At 70.3% G+C, this 17,791-nt stretch carries 16 protein-coding genes; 10 read left to right on the top strand and 6 right to left on the bottom strand.

All coding sequences use genetic code 11. The features are described 5' to 3' along the window. The first annotated feature begins 79 nt into the window (after positions 1-79). The 4 genes from DV20_RS27410 (at position 80) to DV20_RS27395 (ending at position 6,162) form a co-directional block, all read left to right on the top strand. Positions 80-1,558: a serine/threonine-protein kinase gene (locus tag DV20_RS27410; protein WP_043785230.1), complete on the top strand. Its 1,479-nt coding sequence runs from the start codon at positions 80-82 to the stop codon at positions 1,556-1,558. A 101-nt stretch (positions 1,559-1,659) separates the two neighbouring features. Further along, on the top strand, positions 1,660-2,673 hold the full coding sequence (gene dapA, locus DV20_RS27405) for a 4-hydroxy-tetrahydrodipicolinate synthase (RefSeq protein ID WP_051736144.1): 1,014 nt from the start codon (positions 1,660-1,662) through the stop codon (positions 2,671-2,673). Between the two features lie 44 nt (positions 2,674-2,717). Next, positions 2,718-4,367 carry a ribonuclease J gene (locus DV20_RS27400; RefSeq protein WP_407638354.1) on the top strand — a complete coding sequence of 550 codons (1,650 nt, stop codon included), beginning with the start codon at positions 2,718-2,720 and terminating at the stop codon, positions 4,365-4,367. A 151-nt stretch (positions 4,368-4,518) separates the two neighbouring features. Beyond that, positions 4,519-6,162, top strand: a complete 1,644-nt coding sequence (locus DV20_RS27395; RefSeq protein WP_200876506.1) for a VWA domain-containing protein — start codon at positions 4,519-4,521, stop codon at positions 6,160-6,162. A 120-nt stretch (positions 6,163-6,282) separates the two neighbouring features. On the opposite strand, the gene DV20_RS27390 is transcribed toward DV20_RS27395, so the two are convergent. Both DV20_RS27390 and DV20_RS27385 read right to left on the bottom strand, forming a co-directional pair. Continuing rightward, positions 6,283-7,659: an amino acid permease gene (locus DV20_RS27390; RefSeq protein ID WP_043785223.1), complete on the bottom strand. Its 1,377-nt coding sequence runs from the start codon at positions 7,657-7,659 to the stop codon at positions 6,283-6,285. A gap of 78 nt (positions 7,660-7,737) precedes the next feature. Next, positions 7,738-8,685, bottom strand: a complete 948-nt coding sequence (locus DV20_RS27385; RefSeq protein WP_043785330.1) for an EamA family transporter — start codon at positions 8,683-8,685, stop codon at positions 7,738-7,740. Positions 8,686-8,915: 230 nt separating this feature from the next. Between DV20_RS27385 and DV20_RS27380 the strand changes: the two genes are divergently transcribed. Both DV20_RS27380 and DV20_RS45095 read left to right on the top strand, forming a co-directional pair. After that, entirely contained in the window at positions 8,916-9,449 is a 534-nt protein-coding gene (locus DV20_RS27380) for a hypothetical protein (RefSeq protein ID WP_043785222.1), read from the top strand. A gap of 408 nt (positions 9,450-9,857) precedes the next feature. Next, positions 9,858-10,154: a hypothetical protein gene (locus DV20_RS45095; protein ID WP_152603765.1), complete on the top strand. Its 297-nt coding sequence runs from the start codon at positions 9,858-9,860 to the stop codon at positions 10,152-10,154. Between the two features lie 36 nt (positions 10,155-10,190). Here the strand turns inward: DV20_RS45095 and wrbA are convergent, their stop codons facing one another. Beyond that, entirely contained in the window at positions 10,191-10,805 is a 615-nt protein-coding gene (gene wrbA, locus DV20_RS27370; protein WP_043785220.1) for an NAD(P)H:quinone oxidoreductase, read from the bottom strand. 33 nt (positions 10,806-10,838) lie between these two features. Continuing rightward, on the bottom strand, positions 10,839-11,654 hold the full coding sequence (locus DV20_RS27365; protein ID WP_043785218.1) for a lysophospholipid acyltransferase family protein: 816 nt from the start codon (positions 11,652-11,654) through the stop codon (positions 10,839-10,841). A gap of 155 nt (positions 11,655-11,809) precedes the next feature. On the opposite strand from DV20_RS27365, the gene DV20_RS27360 reads away from it, so the two are divergent. From DV20_RS27360 to DV20_RS27345, 4 genes are all read left to right on the top strand, one after another. Next, complete coding sequence (locus DV20_RS27360) at positions 11,810-14,305, top strand: DNA translocase FtsK (RefSeq protein WP_043785216.1); 2,496 nt, start codon at positions 11,810-11,812, stop codon at positions 14,303-14,305. An 83-nt stretch (positions 14,306-14,388) separates the two neighbouring features. Beyond that, complete coding sequence (locus DV20_RS27355) at positions 14,389-15,597, top strand: AAA family ATPase (protein ID WP_043785214.1); 1,209 nt, start codon at positions 14,389-14,391, stop codon at positions 15,595-15,597. A gap of 65 nt (positions 15,598-15,662) precedes the next feature. Beyond that, positions 15,663-16,169 (top strand): RloB family protein, encoded by a 507-nt coding sequence (locus DV20_RS27350; RefSeq protein WP_043785212.1) that lies wholly within the window; start codon positions 15,663-15,665, stop codon positions 16,167-16,169. Between the two features lie 40 nt (positions 16,170-16,209). After that, positions 16,210-16,635, top strand: coding sequence for a hypothetical protein (locus tag DV20_RS27345; RefSeq protein WP_235190975.1), 426 nt, complete (start codon positions 16,210-16,212; stop codon positions 16,633-16,635). 9 nt (positions 16,636-16,644) lie between these two features. On the opposite strand, the gene DV20_RS27340 is transcribed toward DV20_RS27345, so the two are convergent. Further along, a complete protein-coding gene (locus DV20_RS27340; RefSeq protein WP_043785210.1) occupies positions 16,645-17,079 on the bottom strand; it encodes a phospholipase in 435 nt (144 codons plus the stop codon). Between the two features lie 90 nt (positions 17,080-17,169). Beyond that, positions 17,170-17,688: an amino-acid N-acetyltransferase gene (locus tag DV20_RS27335; protein ID WP_407638352.1), complete on the bottom strand. Its 519-nt coding sequence runs from the start codon at positions 17,686-17,688 to the stop codon at positions 17,170-17,172. Positions 17,689-17,791 lie beyond the last annotated feature (103 nt).

The raw sequence follows: 17,791 nt of genomic DNA, 5'->3' as shown, positions 1-17,791 counted from the left end.
GGTCACGAATTCCGCGGAACCCGAGGCGCCCCGCGGCGGTCCGACTAGCATCTGCGCGACCGCCGCCCGAAGGAGCACCGTGACCGACGAACAGACCCGGCCCCACCCGCCTCAGGCGCCCGCCACGCCTGGTCAGCGGGTGGTCGCGGGCCGCTACCTCCTGCTCGGCGAACTCGGCCGCGGCGGCATGGGCGTCGTGTGGCGGGCGCAGGACCAGGTGATCGGCCGGCAGGTCGCCGTCAAGGAACTGCGGCTGCCCGATGCCGAGTCCGCCGCCGTCTTCTCCGAGCGGGCCCTGCGGGAAGTCCGGACCGGAGGGCGGCTCAACGATCCCGCCGTCGTCACCGTCTACGACGTCGTGACCGACGGGGGAACCACCTTCATCGTCATGGAGCTCGTCGAAGCGCCCAGCCTCGCCGAGCTCGTGCGGCAGCGCGGCCCGATGCCCGCCGCGCAGGCCGCCCAGCTGGGGGAGCGGGTGCTCGCCGCGCTGCGGGCCGCCCACTCCGCCGGGATCGTGCACCGGGACGTCAAGCCCGCGAACATCCTCGTCGCGCCGGACGGCCGCGTGAAGCTCACCGACTTCGGCATCGCCCACGCCGTCGACGACCCGCGGCTGACCACCAGCGGCATGATCGTCGGCTCGCCCGCCTTCATGGCGCCGGAACGCGTCGAGGGCCGGGACGCGACACCCGCGTCCGACCTGTGGTCCCTCGGCGCGACGCTGTTCTTCGCCGTCGAAGGCTCGATCCCGTTCGAGCGCGCGACCACCGCCGCGACACTGCACGCGATCATGACCGAAATCCCGTACCTGACCCGTGGCCAGGGCCCGCTCGCCGCGGCCATCCTCGGCCTGCTCGTCGCCAACCCCGACGCGCGGCTCACCGCCGCCCAGGCCCAGAACCTGCTGAGCACGGCGCAGGGCATGCGGCCGACACCGCCCCACGGCACCGCGATGCTCGGCGCCCCCGCGCCGCAGCCGCCGCGGCGGAAGTCCCCCCGCGCCCTGTGGCTCTCGACCGCCGCCGTGCTGGTGATCGCCGCCCTGATCGGCGGCTTCTTCGCGGGTAAGGCCTTCGAGACGCCCCCGCCGGACGCCCAGAAACTGCCGACCATGACGTTCGGCCTCAACGGCCAGATGCGCGTCGACGCCAGCTCCAGCTACCTCTGCTACAACGCCCCGGTCCAGGACGGCGGCGTCATCAGCCCCGAGAACGACGGCGACTGCACCGAGACCCACACCCTGGAGCTCTACGACGCCGGGGACGCCATCGGCACCACGCACTGGTCCGACAGCGACGCGGGAATCGCCGCATATCCGGGCCTGGCCGCCGTGACCGCGGTCGCCGAAGCCCGCTGCGCGGCCTCGTTCCGCTCCTCGATCGTCCCGGAGGCCAAGCGCGACGACCTCAAGTACCGGGCGCTGGTGCCGACCCAGGGCCAGTGGCAGAGCATGCCCGAGAAGCCGGGCGAAGAGCCGACGCGCGAGTTCTACTGCGTGCTGGCCAAGGCCGACGGCGGCCCGATCTCCGCCCCGATCGTGACCAAGGTCAAGTAGAAGTTCCGCGACGAACGGCCGCCCCCGGGAAATCCTCCGCACTTGACGCCGGTGACCAGGTCGGCGCGGTTTTCGTCGGACCGGCGAGGTACCGTCTCCCCATGTCCAACCCACCTACCGCAGCGCCCGGACGGCCGTTCGGGCGCGTGCTCACCGCCATGGCCACCCCGTTCGACGCCGAGGGCGCGCTGGACCTGAAGCGGGCGCAGGAGCTGGCCGAGCACCTCGTGGAGCTGGGGAACGACGGCCTCGTGGTCAACGGCACCACCGGCGAAAGCCCGACCACGAGCGACGCGGAGAAGCAGGACCTGATCCGCGCCGTGGTCGAGGCCGTCGGCGACCGCGCGACCGTCGTGGCCGGCGCGGGCACCAACAACACCGCGCACAGCGTCGAGCAGGCCAAGCAGGCCGAAGAAGCCGGGGCGCACGGCCTGCTGGTCGTCACCCCGTACTACTCGCGGCCGAGCCAGGCCGGGCTGTTCGCGCACTTCACCGCCGTCGCCGACAGCAGCGGGCTGCCCGTGCTGCTCTACGACATCCCGCCGCGCTCGGTCGTCCCGATCGAGGTCGACACGCTGCTGCGGCTGGCCGAACACCCCCGGATCGTCGCGGTCAAGGACGCCAAGGGCGACCTCATCGCCGGCTCCGAGGTCATCGCGAACACCCACCTCGCCTACTACTCCGGTGACGACGGCCTGAACCTGCCGTGGATCTCCGTCGGCGGCGTCGGCGTGGTGAGTGTGATCGGTCACGTCGTCGCGGGCCGGATCCGCGCCATGATCGACGCCTACGAGAACGGCGACACGTCCACCGCGCGCACCAACCACCGCGGCATGCTGCCGGTGCTGCGCGCGATGTCGCGGGTCGGCGGGGTCGCCTTCAGCAAGGCGGCGCTGCGGCTGCGCGGCTTCGACATCGGCGACCCGCGGCTGCCGATCGTCGCCCCGACCGCCGAGCAGACCGCCCTGATCGCTGCTGATCTTGCCCAGGGCGGCGTGCCGCTGGGCGACACGGCGGCCCAGGACTGGCATGGTGAGCGGGTGGCACAAGCAGATTCGCGAGCGGCCTACATCGCGCCGACCTCGCACACCAGCGTTGGGACCCTGCCTCGGTGAGCTCACTTCTCGTCGGCCCAGGCCCCACCAACGCCCCGCCCGCACTGCCCGAAGGAGCCCTGCGCGTCGTCGCGCTGGGCGGAATCGGCGAAGTCGGGCGCAACATGACCGTCTTCGAGTTCGGCGGACGGCTGCTCATCGTCGACTGCGGGGTGCTCTTCCCCGAGGACGACCAGCCCGGCGTCGACCTGATCCTGCCCGACTTCCGCGCGATCGAGGACCGCCTCGACGACATCGACGGCCTGGTGCTCACCCACGGGCACGAGGACCACATCGGTGCCGTCCCGTTCCTCCTGCGCCTGCGGCCGGACCTGCCGATCTACGGCTCGAAGTTCACCAACGCCCTGCTCGCGGCCAAGGCCAAGGAGCACCGGCAGCGCCCGAACCTGATCCAGGTCCGCGAGGGCGAGCGCCGTGACGTCGGCGCGTTCAACCTCGAGTTCTTCGCGGTCAACCACTCCATCCCGGACGCGCTCGCGGTGGCGATCCGCACCCCGGCGGGCGTGGTCCTGCACACCGGCGACATCAAGCTCGACCAGTTGCCGCTGGACGGGCGCCTCACCGACCTGGCCGGTTTCTCCCGGCTCGGCGACGAGGGCGTCGACCTGTTCTGCGTCGACTCGACCAACGCCGAGGTGCCCGGGTTCGTCATGCCCGAGCGCGACATCGGCCCGGTGCTCGACGACGTGATCCGCAAGGTCGACCAGCGCGTGATCGTGGCCTGCTTCGCCAGCCACGTGCACCGCGTCCAGCAGGTGCTCGACGCCGCGCACCGGCACGGCCGCCGGATCGCGTTCGTCGGCCGGTCGATGGTCCGGAACATGGGGATCGCGGCCGACCTCGGCCTGCTGAACGTGCCGGACGGCCTGCTGGTCGACCTCGACCAGGCCAGCACCCTGCCGGAGAGCAAGGTCCTGTTCGTCTCGACGGGGTCGCAGGGCGAGCCGCTTTCGGCGCTGTCGCGGATGGCGCGCGGCGAGCACCGGCAGATCTCGATCCGCGCGGGCGACACGGTCGTGCTGGCCAGCTCGATGATCCCGGGCAACGAGACAGCGGTGTTCGGCGTGGTCAACGGCCTGACCCGGCTCGGCGCGAACGTCGTCCACCAGGGCAACGCCAAGGTCCACGTGTCCGGCCACGCGTCGGCGGGGGAGCTGCTCTACCTGTACAACGCGGTGCGCCCGAGCAACGTGATGCCGGTGCACGGCGAGTGGAAGCACCTGCGCGCGAACGGCGAGCTGGCGATCCGCACCGGCGTCGCGCCGGAGAACGTGGTGATCGCCGAGGACGGCGTGGTCGTGGACCTCGTGGACGGCAAGGCGTCCCGCACCGGCCGCGTCGAGGTCGGGCACGTGTACGTCGACGGCTTGTCGGTCGGCGACGTCGGCGAGTCGACGCTGTCGGATCGGCTGGTCCTCGGCGAGGGCGGGTTCATCTCGATCAGCGTCGCGGTGGACTCCAGCACCGGCCGCGCGGTCAGCAGCCCCACGGTGTCCGGCCGCGGCTTCTCCGACGACCCGAAGGCGCTGGCCGCCGTCGTGCCGCTGGTGGAGATGGAGCTGGCGCGCACGGAGGCCGAGGGCATCACGGACACGCACCGGATCGCGCAGGCGGTCCGCCGGGTGGTGGGCCGCTGGGTGGCCGACACCTACCGCCGCCGCCCGATGATCGTCCCGACGGTCATCCCGGTCTGAATCCCGGGTCGAAGCCGCTGAAGGCCACCATCAGGCCGTGATGGTGGCCTTCAGCGGCTTTGCCGGTTGTTAGGCCGTCTGGACCACGAGCCGCCGCTTTGCCGCGGGATAACCTTGATCCCACCCCGCCTCGCGCAGAGAGGCCGCGCCGATGGGACGTCATTCGGACGGCAGACGACGCCGGCTGCTCGTGCCCGCGCTCGCGACCGGTCTCGTGCTCGTCCTCGGAGCCGCCGCGTGGGTGACGGTGAAGACCGTGCGTGCCCGGCCGTCGTGCGAGCAGCCCGCGAAGGTCCTCGTCACCGCGTCCCCGGACATCGCGCCCGCGCTGTCGCTCGTCGTGCACGGTCTGGACCTCGAGTGCGGCAGCATCGAGATCCAGACGCGGGAGGCGACGCCGGCGGCCGAGCGGCTCGCCCTGTCCGACGGCAGCCCGCGGCCGCAGGTCTGGGTGCCGGATTCCACGCTCGCGCTGCGCCGCGCCCGCCAGCTCGGCGCCACCGACGTCCCCGAGACCGGGGCGTCGGTGGCGAGCTCGCCGGTGGTGCTCGCGGTCGCCGCGGACGTCGCGAAGAGCCTCGGCTGGCCCGACCACGCCCCGACGTGGGCGGAGGTCCTGGCCGCGCAGGGCGTGGTGCCGGGCATGTCCGACCCGGCGCGCGACGCGGTCGGCGCGGTGGCGCTGCTCGGCCTGCGCGACAGCGTCAAGGCGTCACCCGAGCCCTCGGCGGCCTACGTGGCGACGCTACGGCGCTTCTCGGCCAACACGCTCGGCGCGGAGACGGAGCTGATCGCCCGGCTGCCGGGTTCGAGCGACGGCGGCGGCACGGCCGCGGTGACGGCGTTCCCGGCGTCGGAGAACTCGTTGCTGCGCCACAACGTCGAGGACCCGAAGTCCCCGCTCGTCGCCGTCTACTCGACGGCGGTGCCCACCTTGGACTACCCGTTCGCGGAGCTGGGCGGGATCACCCCGCGGCAGCGCCCGATCGTCAACGCGCTGCGCGAAGCGGTGCTCGGCGACGCGGGATCGGACGCCATCGCGAAGACGGGCCTGCGGGCGGCGGGCGGGCAGGCGCTGCGCGAGCACACGGACGACCCGAGGGTGCTGCCGCAGGGCATCCGCGCGGCGAACCTCCCGCCCGCGCCGGTGGTCGACGAGCTGCTCAACCAGTGGGCGGGCATCAACCTGAGCGCGCGGGTGCAGGTGCTGATCGACGTGTCGGGCTCGATGAACGCCCAGGTTCCCGGCACGGGCCTGAACCGCATGCAGGTGACGATGCAGGCGGCGGCGAAGGCGATGCACCTGTTCAAGCCGGCGACCCAGCTGCGGATGCTGGCGTTCTCGACCGACTTGGACGGCGGCAAGGACTATCGCGAGCTGCTCCCGATGGCCCCGGTCGCCCAGCACCTGGCGAGCGGGGCCCTGGACAAGCTGGCCCGCGTGACAGCCACCCCGGACGGCGGAACGGGCCTGTACGACAGCGTGCTGGACACCTACCGCACGGCCCGCCGCGAATGGGAGCCGGGCCGGCTGAACCTGGTGATCGTGATGACGGACGGCCGCAACGACGACCCGGACGGCATTTCCCGCGCGGACCTGCTGACGGAGCTGGCAAAGCTGCAGGACGCGCGCCGCCCGATCCCCCTGATCGGCGTGGGCATCGGCCCGGACGCGGACAAGCCGGAACTGGACCAGCTGACCACGGCCACGGGCGGCCAGGCCTTCGTGGCCCCGGACCCGGCGAAGATCACGGACGTGTTTTTCGGCGCCCTGTCCCGCATCGCCGGCGGCTGACCCCGGTGACCCGGCAGGCATCACGCGTGTCCCCAGAGGCATCACGCGTGATCAGCGGGGCATCACCGCGATGCCCGGCCCATCACGCGAGATGCCCCCTCAATCACGCGTGATGCCCCTTCAATCACGCGTGATGCCTGTCGGCGCACGGCTGGATCGCCGGCGGATGAGGGCGTAGACGCCGAGGATCACCGCCAGGCTGATCAAGCTGAGGTACAGCTGTGCCCGCGCGTCCTCGTCGACGAACAACATCGAGGCCACCACCACGAGGGTCAACACCAGCGTCACCCAGCTCAGCCACGGATATCCCCACATCCGCAGCTTCAGCTTCTCCGGCGCCGAGGCTTCGAGGGAACGTCGCATGCGGATCTGGGAACCGCAGATGATCGCGTACACGAACAGCGCCACCGCGCCCGCCGAATTGATGATGAAGTAGAAGATCTTGTCCGGGGACACGTAACTCATCACCACCGCCACGTACCCGACCGATGTCGACGCCAGGATCGCCTTCCACGGGACTCCGCGGGCGTTCGTGTCCGCGATCCAGCCCGGGGCCCAGCCGTGGCGGCGCAGCGCGAACAGCATGCGGGATGCCGTGTACAGCCCCGAATTCAGCACCGACAGCGCCGCCGTCAGTACCACCGCCGACACGATCGTCGATGCCGCCGGGACGCCGAAACGGCCGAACGCCGCCGCGAACGGGCTCGTCTCGCTCGGGATTTCGCGCCACGGGGTGATCATCACCAGCAGGGCCACCGAACCCACGTAGAACACGATCACGCGCCAGACGATCGTCGAGGTCGCCTTGCGGACCGCCGTCTCCGGCTGGTCGGACTCCGCCGCCGCGATCGTGACGATCTCCGCGCCGAAGTACGAGAAGATCACGATGACCACGCCGTGCACCACCGAAAACGGGCCGTTCGCGACGAAGCCGTCGAGGCCGATGTTGGCCACCGAGAAGTGCGCGTCCGGCCAGAGCCCGAGCACGAACAGCGTTCCGAGCACCAGGAACACGACGATGGTGGCGACCTTGATCGACGCCAGCCAGAACTCCGTCTCGCCGAAGGACCGCGCCGACGCCAGGTTCGTCGCCGTCAGCAGCAGCATCAGCGCCAGGGAGAACACCCATTGCGGCACACCGGGAATCCAGCCCTGCAGGATCTTCGCGCCCGCGACGGCTTCGAAGGCGACCACGCCGACCCAGAAGTACCAGTACAGCCAGCCGATGGTGAAGCCCGCCCAGCCGCCGAGCGAGTCGCGCGCGTACTCCATGAAGGAGCCCAGTGCCGGCGCGGCGGTCGCCATCTCGCCGAGCATCCGCATCACCAGCACGACGAGCAGCCCGCCGATGGCGTAGGACAGCACGGCGGCCGGGCCCACCGTGTGGATCACCGCGCCGCTGCCGATGAACAGGCTCGCGCCGATGATGCCACCGAGGGCGATCATCCGGACGTGCCGCTGCCGCAGGTCGGGCCGCAGCCCGGACTTCGTCGCCAAGGTGCTACCTCCCCAGGGAGAACGTGGGTGGCGGAATTTTCGCACCCCGGCTCGGGCCGGTGCAGAATTTGCGCAACTTCAGCGGGTGAGGACCTCCGAGTTCCGCTGCACGACATACGCGCCGCCCAGCAGGATCACCGAGCCGAGCAGCTGCGGCCAGGCGAGCTCCTCGCCGAGCAGCACCCACGCCGCGGCTGTCGTGATCACCGGTTCGACCAGCCCGAGCACGCTCGCCACCGACGCGGGCAGGTGACGCAACGCCGAAATCCCGCAGACGTACGCGAGGACCGTCGCCACCAGCACCAGCAGGGTCAGCAGCAGCCACACCGGCGGGTGCCAGGCGCCGAACCCGACCGGCACGTCGAGCAGCCCGGCCGGCCACGTCCACGGCGGCGCGACGAAGCTGATCGCGACCGCGCCGATCACCATGCCCCAGGTGACCAGGCCCAGCGGGTCGATGCCGGCCACCGCGCGCTCGCCGAGCAGGAAGTACCCGGCCGAGCACAGCGCCGCGCCGAAACCGGCCAGCAGGCCGAGCCCGTCGAGGGTGACGCCCTCCCAGACCTGGGCGACCAGCGCGAGCCCGGCCATGGCCAGCGCGATACCGCCCCAGACCGCCCGCGGCAGCCGGTGCCGCCGCACGAACCGGACCCACAACGCGATGAGCACCGGCGAGACGAACTCCAGCAGGATGGCGATCCCGACCGGGATCCGCCCCGCGGCGACGAAGTAGAGCAACTGGACGCCGGCGACGCCGAGCAGGCCGTACCCGGCCAGGACGGGCAGCTCCGCCCGGCGCACCCGCAGCTTCCGCGGCGCCACCAGCGCCACCCCAGCGAGCAGCACGACGCCGGCCAGCGCGATCCGCGCCGCGGCCACCTGCTGCGGGGTGACCCCGGCGGACATCACGGACTTGCCCAGCGTGCCCGACGTGCTGAAGAACAGGGCCGCGAGGAGGACGAAGGTGGTCCCGCGGCCCCGGTGGGCGACCCGGGGCGGGGCGAGGACGGGGAGTTCGGTGGTCACCACCGCGACTGTAGGTGGCCCGGCGTCACCGCCGAAGCGATTATCCCGGTTATCCGCGTCACGGGACGCCGAGTCCGTTTCGTTACCTTCGGGCCGCAACCGGGCGGATGGGCAAGCGTCTTCCGGATGTCTCGAAAACGGGGGGCCCCGCGATTTCGTTCGGTGGGGTGAGTTTCTTTTTTGTCATTCTCGCACGCATTTGCCGTGCGATGAATCCTGGAGGGGAAATCATGCGAAGAGTTCTTGCCGCTGTCGGGGTGGCCGCCGGTTGCGTGCTGCTGTCGCCGGTCGTGGCGTCGGCCGCGGAAACGCCCACCGGCAACCCGACGTCGATGAAGGTCACGGTGTCGGGGAGCACGGTGACCATCGCGGGTACCTGTGTCACCAGTGGCGCCAAGGCCGAAGCGGGCTACGGCGTGCACCGCGGGCACGAGCCGATCGACACCGGCCTCATGAAGGCGAACGGGAAGAAGCAGTCCATCACGTTCACCGGGGTGCGGCCGGGCAACTACGAGGCCGCCATGTACTGCCACGAAGGGGGACCCGGCTCGGCCGGCGTCGTGCGGAACTTCACCGTCGGCAAGCCCGGCAAGCCGAAGCCCGCGCCGCAGGTCGCGGTGAAGCCGCAGGGTGCGCCGCAGACCGGCGGTGGCCCGGCCGACGAGGAATCCGCCGCCCCGGCGCTCCTCGCGGGTGGGGCGATCGCCCTCGTGGGTGCGGGTGGCGCCGTGGCCCTGCGCCGCCGAGCCGCGGCCCGGCGCTGATCCGGCGTCCGGGTGCCGCCGTCCGGCGGCACCCGGACTGTCCGAAAAGGACTCAAGCCGCGGCCCGCGGTCCGGTGAGTCCGTTTCGTTACGTTCGGCGGGCAACCGCCGGTCCGGCGCCGGGCGTCTCCAGGGTGTTTGACCTTCGCACGCATTCGCCGTGCGATGGATCCTGGAGGTGAAACAATGCGAAGAATTTCGCTCGCCGTCGGTGTTTCCACCGGTTGCGTGCTGCTGTCGCCGGTCGTGGCTTCGGCCGACGAACCGTACCCGGGAAAACCGACGACGATGAGTGTCTCGGTGTCGGGGAACTCGGTGACCATCAGGGGTACGTGTGCCGCCAGTGGGGTCGATGCCGAAGCGAGCTACGACGTTTACCGCGGCCAGGAACCGAAGCAGTCGGGTCTGATGACGAGGAACGGGAAGAGGTATTCCATCACGTTCACCGGGGTCTGGCCGGGGTACTACGTGGCCACCATGCACTGCCTCGACGGCGGCAACGGCAGCGGGTACCGGAACTTCACCGTCGGGATCCTCGACACGCCGACCCCCACCAAGCCGACGTCCACCAAGCCGGCGCCCACCAAGGCGAAGCCCGCGAAGCCGAAGCCCGCGCCGCAGGTCGCGGTGAAGCCGCACGGTGCGCCGCAGACCGGCGGTGGCCCGGCCGACGAGGAATCCGCCGCCCCGGCGGCCCGGGGCTGAACCGCGTCCGGGTGCCGCTCCGGTGGCACCCGGCAGTCACCCGGCGCGCTTCAGCCCGGTGGCGACGTGCGTGGTGACGGTGGCCAGCCGGCGGCCCTGCAGACGGAGGGCGTCGAGCGCGACGTCGTCCGGCGCCGCCGACTTGCGGGACACGAACGAGCCGCCGTACGGGTTGCCGGACGCCATGAGGTGCGGGTCGGTGTAGCCGAGCGGCACGACGATCGCGCCCCAATGGTAGAAGACGTTGTTGATCGCCAGCAGCGTCGACTCGAGGCCGCCGTGCGCGGTGGACGCCGTCGTGAACGACGTCGCGACCTTGTCCGCCAGCTTACCCTGCGCCCACAGTCCACCCGTGCTGTCCAAAAAGGACTTGAGCTGGGCGGCGGGCCCGCCGAACCGGGTCGGGCTGCCGACGGCGAGCCCGTCGGCCCACTCGAGGTCCTCGAGCGTGGCGAGATCGTGGTGCGGTCCGGCGTCGACCCAGGCCTGCCAGCGCGGGTTCCGCGCGATGGCCTCGGCGGGCACGGTCTCCGGCACGGTCCGCACCCGCACCTCGGCCCCGGTCTCGCGCGCGCCCTCGGCGAGCGATTCGGCGAGCGCGGCGGTGTTGCCGGTCGAGCTGTAGTAGACGACGAATATCCGTGTGCTCACGACGCCGACTCTAAGGGCGCCGGCCCGCGTGTCTCACAGTGCGGACGGCGGCTTCCAGGGGCTGACCGTGTCGGTCGGCCGCGTCGGGTCGTGGAACCGGGGCCGGTCGAGCTCGTCGCGGCGCAGCGGGACCAGGCCGTCGGTGATCGCCTGCATGATCTTCGCGTGCGCGCGCACCCCGGCGCCCGGCCGCAGCGCGTCGATGTCCGAGAGGTCGACGGGCTCGCCGAAGTGCACCCGGAACCGCGGCCGGCGCAGCGGCGCGCTCAGACCCGAGCGGGCCAGGGGGACGAGGTCGGCCGGGCCGTTCACCGTCTCGGTGCCCCAGTAGACGGCTTCGTGCGCGCCCCACTGGCTGATCGGGATCACCGGCACGCCCGCCGCGAGCGCCAGCCGCGCCGCGCCGGTCTTGCCGCGCTCCGGCCAAAGCCCCGGGTCGTGGCTGATCCGGCCTTCCGGGTAGACGATGATCGGCTCACGCGTGGTCTTCATCGCCTCGACGGCCTCGGCGAACTGCCCGACGGCGGTCCCGGCGTGCTTGCGGTCGACCCGCAGGTGCCCGCTGACCCGCAGCGCCGGTCCGATCACCGGCGCGTCCAGGATGCCCCCGGCCAGCATGAACCGCGGGTTGATGCCGATCCGCTTGCACGCGGCCATCAGCACGAACGCGTCGAACACGCCGATGTGGTTCGCGGCCATCAGCAGCGGCTTGCCCCGCAGCTGCGCGGGCACCCGGCCGGTGACGGTCAGCCGCCCGACCAGGTTCACCAGGCCCCGGTCGATGTTCAGCATGGTCCGCCAGATGGCGGGAGCACGGCGGGGCGGTTCGGCGGTGCGCAGCGCGAGCATGGGCAGAGCATGGCAGACGTCGATTTCACCCGTTTGCGCACTGGTCGGATGGGTTCACCCGGATGGCCGCTCAAGGGCGGATGTGAGGCAGAAGTTCACCCTGGGCCGAGAGTGGCGCGTGGGACGAACCGCCACGGCCGGTTACCGTAAACAGCATGGCTGGGTCGGCGACGAGGAAGAGAAGCACGGGAAGCGGCGCGAGAGGGGCAGCGGCGCGTAAGCCGCGTACACCCGCGAAGCCTCGTACGTCGTCCACTCGCAAGCCGCCACCCCGCGCGCGCCGCAAGACGCCCGGGATCTTCGGCAAGGGCGTCCGCGGGACGTGGAACCTGCTGGCCAAGGGCCTGGGCACGCTGGCCAGGACGGTCGGCCGCACCCGCGAGCTCGAGCCGGAACACCGCCGCGACGGACTCGCGCTGGGCCTGATCGCCCTGGCCATCGTCGCGGCCGTCGGCGTCTGGTGGCGGGCGGCCGGGCCGATCGGGGCCGGGGTGGAGATCGCCGCCCGGACCGTCCTCGGTGCCGGGGCCGTCACGCTGCCTTTGGTCCTGGTGGTCGTCGCCGTCGCGCTGATGCGGTCCGAGCCGCACCCGGAGACGCGGCCGCGGATGGTCGTCGGCACGATCATGGTCGTCCTGTCGGTGCTCGGGATGCTGCACATCTTCACCGCGCTGCCGGAGACCAACGACGGCCGGATGTACGCCGGCGGCATCGTCGGCGCCTTCTCCGGCGGCCTGCTCACCATGGGCGTCACCACCTGGGTCGCCGTGCCGCTGCTGATCCTCGCCCTCTTCTTCGGCGTGCTCGTGTTCACCGGCACGCCCGTCCGCGAGATCCCGAACCGGTTGCGGAACTGGGGCCTCGACGAAGACGAGCTCGCCGAGGCCGAGGCGCTGCGCAGCGGGTTCGCCACCGACGAGGAAAAGGTCACCGAATCCGACCCGAAGTCGGCGCGCCTGCGCAAGCCGTCGCGGCGGCGCCAGTCCGGTGACACCGGCGAGCAGCTCGACCTCGACGCCGCCCTCGCCGAGGCGCCGACGCCGATCAAGCCGCCCAAGGCCCTGCCCAAGCCGCCGCCGGTCGAGGTGCCCGAGAAGAAGCCGAAGAAGGCCCCGGAACCGCCGCTGGCGGTCACCCGCACGGTCGAGGGCGACTACCAGCTCCCGCCGCCCGACCTGCTGAAGCTCGGCGACGCGCCGAAGTCCCGCAGCAAGGCCAACGACGCCATGATCGAGGCGATCACCGGCGTGCTGGAGCAGTTCAACGTCGACGCGCAGGTCACCGGCTTCACCCGCGGCCCGACGGTGACCCGCTACGAGGTCGAGCTCGGCCCGGGCGTGAAGGTCGAGAAGATCACCGCGCTGACCAAGAACATCGCCTACGCGGTGGCCACGGACAACGTCCGCCTGCTGGCGCCGATCCCGGGCAAGTCCGCGGTCGGCATCGAGGTGCCGAACTCCGACCGCGAGATGGTCCGCCTGGGTGACGTCCTGCGGGCGCCGTCCACGGTCAAGGACAACCACCCGATGGTGATCGGCCTCGGCAAGGACATCGAGGGCCACTTCGTCACCGCGAACCTGACGAAGATGCCGCACCTGCTGGTCGCGGGTTCGACCGGGTCCGGTAAGTCCAGCTTCGTCAACTCGATGCTGGTGTCGCTGCTGGCGCGCTCGACGCCGGACGAGTGCCGGATGATCCTGATCGACCCGAAGATGGTCGAGCTGACGCCGTACGAGGGCATCCCGCACCTGATCACGCCCATCATCACCCAGCCGAAGAAGGCCGCCGCCGCGCTGGCCTGGCTGGTGGAGGAGATGGAGCAGCGCTACCAGGACATGCAGGTCAACAAGGTCCGGCACATCGACGACTACAACAAGAAGGTGAAGTCCGGCGAGATCACCGCGCCGCCGGGCTCCGAGCGCGAGTACCGGCCGTACCCGTACATCATGGCGATCGTCGACGAGCTCGCCGACCTGATGATGACCGCCCCGCGCGACGTCGAGGACGCGATCGTCCGGATCACCCAGAAGGCCCGTGCGGCGGGTATCCACCTGGTCCTGGCCACGCAGCGCCCGTCGGTCGACGTGGTGACGGGCCTGATCAAGACCAACGTGCCTTCGCGGCTCGCGTTCGCGACGTCGTCGCTGACCGACTCCCGGGTCATCCTCGACCAGCCGGGCGCGGAGAAGCTGATCGGCATGGGCGACGCGCTGTACCTGCCGATGGGCGCGGGCAAGCCGGTCCGCATCCAGGGCGCGTTCGTCGGCGACGAAGAGATCGCGGCGGTCGTCAACTACGCGAAGGAACAGGCGCAGCCGGACTACCAGGACGGCGTCACGGCGGCCAAGGCGGGCGAGAAGAAGGAGATCGACCCGGACATCGGCGACGACCTCGACGTCCTGCTGCAGGCGGCGGAGCTGATCGTGACGTCCCAGTTCGGCTCGACGTCGATGCTGCAGCGGAAGCTGCGCGTGGGCTTCGCCAAGGCGGGCCGGCTGATGGACCTGCTGGAGAGCCGGGGCGTGGTGGGCCCGTCGGAGGGGTCGAAGGCCCGCGACGTGCTGATCAAGCCGGAGGAACTGGAGTCGGTCCTGTACATGATCCGCGGCGGCGGCCCGGTCGACGCCGACGGCGGCGAGGACGACGAGTAACTGCCCCTGGCTGATGCTTCGAGCCGTTCTGTGCGGTTTACTGGTACGGATCGGCTTGAAGCATCGTCAGGGAGGTGGTCAGGGTGCTGCGGAGCTTCCGGCTCGGCAATCATCGTTCGTTCCGGGACGAGCAGGAGCTGCTCCTGATGCCCGCCTTGCCCGGGGACTCTCGTCCGGTGGTCCCGGTGGCCGCGGTGTACGGCGCCAACGCGTCCGGCAAGTCGAACCTGCTCGACGGGTTGTACACCATGAGGCAACTGGTGCGCTCGGACCTGCGAAGCACCACGTTGGAGGAAGGATGCCTTCAACAGCCGTTCCGCCTGGACCCGGCCAGCAAGGCGAAAGGTTCCACCTTCGTCGTCGAGCTCGTCCTTTCCGGGACGCCGTACACCTATGGTTTCGTCGTAGCGCGAGACGAGGTCATGGAAGAGTGGCTGTACTCGTACCCCGAGAAACGCAAGCGCCTCCTCTTCGAGCGGCAAGGCCGGATCGTCAAGTTCGGAAGTACCGTCGCCGATGTGAAGGCCAAACTCGAGCTGCTGGAGGAGATGGTGCGTCCCGACGCACTTTTCCTCAGCTTGTGCAGGCAACTGGCCATTGGCCCGCTGGTTCCTGTCTTCGACTGGTTTCGCAGCGGCATGCGCATGCCGTCGACCGCGAGATTCTCCCGACACATTCATCGTTCAGTGAGCTCATACCTGTCGAACGGTGATACCGCGCGACTAAGGCGGATGGTTGCGCTGCTCCAGGCCGCGGACGTCGGGATCGTCGACTTGGAGGTCAACGAAGTAAGTCGGTCAGTCGGGCTTCGAGACGATCAAGTCATGACACAGCGCGAGGTTGTTCTGTTGCACGGGGACACCCGAGAGCCGTTCGATCTGCACGAAGAATCTTCGGGCACTCGCAACTGGTTGGCTTTACTGCCCGCTGTACTGGAGGTGCTCGACTCCGGTTCGCTCTTGGTCGTCGACGAGATCGACGCCAGTCTTCATCCGTTGCTCACCGCGAAGCTGGTCGGCCTGTTCGCCGATGAGCGGATCAACGCGCAGCATGCTCAGCTGGTCTTCACGACGCACGACACGAGCCTCCTGGGTACCATGCTGGGCGATCAGGTGCTGGAGCGAGACCAGGTGTGGTTCGTCGAGCGCAACGCGGCGGGGGCCAGTGAGCTCTACCCGCTCACCGACTTCAAACCGCGGAACGATCAAAACATCGAACGCCGCTACCTCGGCGGGAGTTACGGGGCGGTTCCGGTGCTGGGCGACTTCTTCGAGGCGGCCGTGCGGAAATGACCAGGCGCGAGAACAGTGGCCGCCGACGGGCCGCCTTTCGAGAGCCGCGGTCACGTCTTCTCGTTGTGTGTGGCGCAGACCAGACCGAGCCGACTTACCTGGAGGGTTTGAAGCAGGCTCGACGGAATCCGGCTGTGACAGTCAAGGTGAAGGTGAAGCCGGCCGATCCTGACGCAGTGGTCCGTTACGCGGCCGGCATACGTGACCGAGCGGGCGACAGTTACGACGAGGTGTGGTGCGTCGTGGATGTCGATCAATTCGACGTTGCGAAAGCCGTGACCAGTGCTCGTCGGTCTCAAGTCAGCCTCGCCATCTCGAATCCGTGTTTCGAGTACTGGCTCCTTTTGCATTTCGAGTCCTGTATGGCGCCCTTGACCTGCTACAACGACGTCGCTAGACGGCTTCGAAGGTACGTGCCGGAGTATGACAAGTCCGCGCTCAAGTTCGCCGACTACGAGACAGGAGTCGAGGTGGCTGTCGAACGGGCTCGAAAGCCTCGTTACGCACCCGGCACCGAGCATCAGCGCAACCCGGCTACGGGTGTCTGGGTTCTTGTCGAGAAGATGCTCTGAACAGTGCAACCCGTACCCGCTCCCGTTCCGTCCTGATCACGTGGACCTACAGCGATTCGTAGCCGGACTGTTCGCCTTCGCCGTGCTCACGGTGGGTGCCGGGAGCACGGTCGCCGCCGCACCGGTTGCGCCCGCGGCGCCGGCGCCGTCGACGGTGAGCGCGCCCGCCGGGCAGGACGTCACCCTGCGGCTCGGCCAGGAGGTCGCGGTGCAGGGCAAGGACCTGACTGTGCGCTACACCAGGGTGGTGGCCGACTCGCGGTGCCGCCCGGGGATGCAGTGCGTGTGGCAGGGCGAGGCCACACTGGCGTTCCTGCTGAAGGAGCCCGGCCGCGGCGAGAGCACCACGGCCGAGCTGCACAGCGGCCCCCGTACCGGCCCGCAGGCGACGACGTTCGCGGCCAGCCGGATCGAGCTGGTGTCGGTGAGCGAGGACGCGGAGGAGGCGACCGTCCGGATCAGCTGAGCGGCGCGCTCAGCCGCCGAACTTGCGGACCGCCTGGTAGTACGTCCAGGCCGCCCCCTTGCAAGCGATGTTCGAGCCGCAGACGCTCTTGAGGTCGGTGTAGAGGTTGTCGTCGATCTTCAGCCGGTTCGCCGAGGTGAACCGGCCCTGCTTCTTGTAGTTGCGGTAGCCGAAGTCGTGCCGGTGGCAGCCGGGCAGGAACTGCCAGCCGAACGGCGTGTCCGGCGACCACGAACAGCCGTCCGACGACCAGTCGAGCTGGCCCGAGTAGGGCGCCTGGTTCCGGATCGACTCGAACCCGGACAGCGACGTCGAGAAGAGGTACTGGTCGGTGACCGCCGGAATGTCGACGGCCGCCGCGGTGCCGGCGCCCAGCAGGGCGCCCGCGCCGACAGAAACGGCCACCGTCACGGTGGCCCCCAGGTTCCGCAGTGTCGTGCGCATCGGTGTGTCCCTTGCCGATCGGGGGAGGGGTACCCGATCAGCTTCGGGCAGGGCCGTGGCGCACGTCACCGCCCGAAAGGAGGTTTTCACTCAGAGTTCGAGCAGCATGCGGGAATTTCCCAGGGTGTTGGGCTTGACGTAGGGCAGGTCGAGGAACTCGGCGACGCCGGTGTCGTGCGACCGCCGCATCTCCTCGTACACCTCGTGCGACACCGGGGTGCCGTCGATCTCCACGAAGCCGTGCCCGGCGAAGAAGCCGGTCTCGAAGGTCAGCACGAACAGCCGCTTGAGACCGAGCTCACGCGCTTCGTCGACCAGCCGGGCGACCAGCACCCGGCCGACGCCCTGGCCGCGGACGGCCTTGTCGACCACGACGGTGCGCAGCTCGGCGATGTCCTCCCAGAGCACGTGCAGCGCGGCCGCGCCGACCACGTCGTCACCCACTTCGGCGACCCAGAACTCCTGGACGTCCTCGTACAGCGTGACCAGGTCCTTCTCCAGCAGGACGCGGCCCGCGTCCGAGTCGACCAGGGCCTTGATCTTGCGGACGTCGGCGATCCGGGCGCGGCGGACGGTCGGGCGGGGCGAGTCGGACGGCACGATCGTCAACCCTGCCACACCGCCCGGCGCGCGCGGCGGCACAGCCGCTTTCGGGGTCCCCCCGGCCCGGTTGTCATGACCGGGCCACGCCGTCGTCGGCCCGCCCGGGACC

The sequence above is a fragment of the Amycolatopsis rifamycinica genome (genome assembly GCF_000695625.1).
Classification (GTDB): Bacteria; Actinomycetota; Actinomycetes; order Mycobacteriales; family Pseudonocardiaceae; genus Amycolatopsis; species Amycolatopsis rifamycinica.
Note: the sequence above shows the minus strand (reverse complement) of the source record. Positions and strands in the feature narration are given on the sequence as shown.